Source organism: Streptomyces sp. NRRL S-495, assembly GCF_000966955.1.
GTDB classification, from domain to species: domain Bacteria; phylum Actinomycetota; class Actinomycetes; order Streptomycetales; family Streptomycetaceae; genus Kitasatospora; species Kitasatospora purpeofusca.
In genome coordinates this window covers 1-3570 of the sequence record NZ_JZWY01000622.1, presented here as the reverse complement: position 1 = coordinate 3570, position 3570 = coordinate 1, and the positions used below count along the sequence as shown (strand labels likewise).

At 71.2% G+C, this 3570-nt stretch carries 4 protein-coding genes; 2 read left to right on the top strand and 2 right to left on the bottom strand.

All coding sequences use genetic code 11. The annotated features are described in order from the left end of the window. Positions 1-515 (bottom strand): hypothetical protein (locus tag VR45_RS29065; RefSeq protein ID WP_159394389.1); only part of this gene is annotated, 515 nt, incomplete at its 3' end. Between the two features lie 144 nt (positions 516-659). Further along, positions 660-1739 carry a hypothetical protein gene (locus VR45_RS29060; protein WP_045942832.1) on the bottom strand — a complete coding sequence of 360 codons (1080 nt, stop codon included), beginning with the start codon at positions 1737-1739 and terminating at the stop codon, positions 660-662. Positions 1740-2267: 528 nt separating this feature from the next. Here VR45_RS29060 and VR45_RS50705 point away from each other — a divergent pair. Together VR45_RS50705 and VR45_RS29055 are read left to right on the top strand one after the other, a co-directional pair. Further along, entirely contained in the window at positions 2268-2345 is a 78-nt protein-coding gene (locus tag VR45_RS50705) for a tryptorubin family RiPP precursor (RefSeq protein WP_350540985.1), read from the top strand. A 146-nt stretch (positions 2346-2491) separates the two neighbouring features. After that, positions 2492-3538: a cytochrome P450 gene (locus VR45_RS29055; protein WP_045942831.1), complete on the top strand. Its 1047-nt coding sequence runs from the start codon at positions 2492-2494 to the stop codon at positions 3536-3538. Positions 3539-3570 lie beyond the last annotated feature (32 nt).

Here is a 3570-nt window from a genome sequence, read left to right as displayed (position 1 = left end):
GGGGCGGCGACCACCAGCAGCCCCCGCAGCCGGGGCCCGCCGGTCCCGAGGGCCGGGCTGCCCCCGTCCTCCGTGTCCGGTGTCCGGCGGCTCAGCACGACATCGTCGAGGAGCAGCGGTACCGGTCGGTCCGGGTCGGTCATCAACTCCCAAGGGAGGGCGAGCAATTGCGCGGAGCCCGAGCGCAGCACGATCTCCAGCCCGTCGCGGCCGCGGCTGCGGGCCCGGAGGTAGGCGTCCCGCCCCGGCCCAGTGCCGAACAGCGCGGAGAACACCCGCGTGCCCCAGTCCGGGAGCTGCCGGGCGATCTGCGGACCCCGCTCGCCGTACGCGCCGAGCGGGGTCCGCAGGTAGTCCTCCAGGTACCAGCGCAGGCTCTCCATCGGTGCGTCGGCCAGGGGCCGGCGCAGCCATCCGGCGTCGACGGCGGGTGCCGGGGACGCCTCCCCGGACGGCTGTTCCGTCACCAGCATCCGGCCGTCGGCGTGGAGGTCCACCACCAGACGTTCGACCACAATCGCCCCCAGCGAGAGCGGAGCGGCCGGGCGGCCGTTCCGCTGCGGAGCACAGGGTAGCGGCGTCGTCGCTGTACCCGCGCGTCCGGGCGCAAAGAGCCGGTAACGATCAGTCAAAGAGCGCCGCGAGGCGGGGCCGGACGGTCAGCGGTCCTGCGGATCGGGGGCGCACGGGCGGATTTCCAGGCGCCAGGGGTCGGACGGTTTGCTGGTGTGCAACTGGAGCACTCCGGGCCTCGGCAACTGCAGGGTGCGCAGGGCCTCGCCGCTCTCCCAGGCGCCCAGGGTCGGGCTTCTCGGCAGTCCGGGGGGTACCGGGCACCCGCACTTCTCGAAGGTCTCGGGGATCCGTCCGCAGGCGCAGACGAACACGGCGGACCAGGAGGAGGACTTGACGTGTGCGACGCAGTCGACCGGTGTGTCCGGGCCGACGGCCAGGACGGTGGAGCCGTAGCCCTCCATGACGCCGGTCAACTCGTCGATCTCGTCGGGGCTGTACAGGCGGACGGACCACTCGCCGGAGCCGCTGGATTCCACGCAGAGGTGGGTGAAGTCGCGGGTCAGGAGGGTGCGCACGCCTTGCCGCTTGTCGAACGAGCCGAGGAAGATGAGCGAGGAGTGCGACTTGATGCGGTCGCGCGTCCTGGTCACGGGTTTGATGCTGAGGTAGCCCTTCGTCGCGACCTCGATCTGGGCCACGGCGGCGGTGCCCTCCGGCCACTCGATGGGGAACTCGTACTCGGTCTCCTCGTCGCTCTCGCACTGTCCGGAGAAGTGGAACCGCTCGCCCGGCTGCCGCCGGGGCACCGGGCCACGGTCGTCGCTGGGGCCGGTGGCGGGGCGCAGTCGGGGGAGGTCTGCCTCGGCGGCTGTGGCCGCAGGCGCGCTTGGGCGTACGGGCTTGGGTTCAGGCTTGGGTTCGGGCTCGGGGTCAGGCTTGGGTTCGGGCTTGGGCTTGGGCTTCGGTGCGGTGGCCGGGCGGTCCGGGCCGACCGTCGCGGCCGGCTTTGCCGGGGCGGGCTTCGCGACGCTCGGTGCGTCGGTGTCGTCGGTGCCGGTGCTGCCGGTTTTGAGGGCGGCGCTACTGAGGGCGGCGGTACTGAGCGCGGCGGTACTGAGGGCGGCCTCCGCCCTGGCCGCCGAACGCGCGGCCTGCCGGGCGGTCGACAGGGTCAGGCGCCACAGGGCCGCGGTCGTCACCAGGCAGCCCAGCGCGAATCCCACCAGTAGTCCCACAGCCACAGTCGTCGCCCCCCGGCTCCGGAGTCCCGCTCCCGTGACCGAGAGTACGCGTGCCGACGGGCCTCAACCATGGTCCGGTCGAGGGGAATCGGAGCGGGCCGCTCGTCGGCCTCCGGCACCGGCGGTGCGGCCCCGGTGCCGCCCCGCGGTACCACGACGGGGCAGCCGCGATGCCTCATGAGGCAGACCGAACGTTCCGTTGGGGCGTTGCGACCCCCGGCAGACCCTCTTCGGGAATGCCCCGTTCACCTGGCAGCCACTGGCCGGATGTGGCGCTGACCAGCACTGTCGCGCTCGCGTCAACGGTGGCGGGGGTCACTGGCGGGGCGTCAAACCGCCCGAGCGGCCGCTCTTTCGAGTGATCTGCGTCACACTTGACCGTGAATTGCGGCTGGGATTCACTCGTTTTGGCGGGGGGCAGACGGAACCCGAAATTCTTCGGAGTTCGCTCCGGGGGCCGCTCGCCGGAATGTTGTTCGTCATCGTTTTCTGAGACATGGAGGTGCTGTCATGAAGCTCGTTCACTTCGTGAAGAAGGTCATGCCGGAGAAGAGCCTGAAGGCCTACGCCTGGTACGGCTGGATCTAATTCCGGCGGTCCGTTGCCGGACGCGTGCCCGGCGGGTCCCTGAGCGGACCCGCCGGGCACGGCCGGGCACGGCCCGCTCGTCGTGAGCGGGCCGTTCGCCGAGGGCGGGCCCCTGTCACCACAGCCGTTCACCCTTGGAGCCACGGATGGCCATGTCCAGCACCGGGCGGAGCGCCCGCGTCACCGTCTTCGCACCGCGGATCGACGAACTCCTCAACAAGTACCGAGGTCAGGACCTCTTCCGTCTGGAGGCGGACACCGTCGGCGTGTCCGGCGTCGACCTCATGGACGGGCTGCTGCGCAGCAGGCCGGCCAATGCCGAGGAGCGACCGACCTTCAAGCCCGTGCGGGGGCGGCTCGTCACCAAGCCCGATGCGGCGGCGCTCATGCAGGCCGTGTCGGCCGACGTCCGGACGGCGTTGAAGAAGCCCCTGGGCGACCGGACGGATCTCACCGGGAAATGGCCGCACACGCCGCACATCTATTTGCGGGACCTGGTTTTCGGGGAGGAGAGTTTCCGCTTCCGGATCCTGGTCGACCGGCGCCTGGAACTCACCCCGAAATTGACCTGGATGGCCGTCACGGCCGGTACCGCGATGCTCGGGAAGCCGGGTACCGAAATTCCGTTGTCGAATCTGGCGGCCCGGGTGCTCGACGCCGAGACCTATGACGACCGTCGCTACGCGATGTACCTCTACCGGCGGGTGGCCGGGCCGATCTGCTTCACCGTGGCCGCGCTCGTGACCAATGCGGTCTGGCTCGGCGCGCCCTTCGACGACGAGGTGTCGAACCGGGACATCCTGCTGGAGGCGCTGCGGCTGCTGCCGCCCTCCTGGAACATCCTGCGGGTCGCCTCCCCGGAGTTCGGCGCCGTGGACGGGCGGATCGGGCCCAAGGACGACCTGCTCCTGCTTCCGCTGCTGAGCCACCGCGACCCCCGGCTGTGGGACGACCCGGAGACCTTCCGGCCGGAGCGCTGGAAGGGCGTCGACCCCGACAACCAGCCCGGCTACCTGCCGTTCGGGCATGCCAGTGAACGCTGCTGGGGGCGCCACATGGTGCTGCCGCTGGCCGAGCGGATCCTCGACATCGTCCGCCGGGACGGACTGGTGCCCAGCCCCGACCAGCAGGTCGGCAAGGTCGAGCTGGACGGTCTGCTGGAGGTCGCCGGCGTCCGGATGGTCCGCCGCTGACCCGACCGCCGCTGACCCGCCTTCCGCTGACC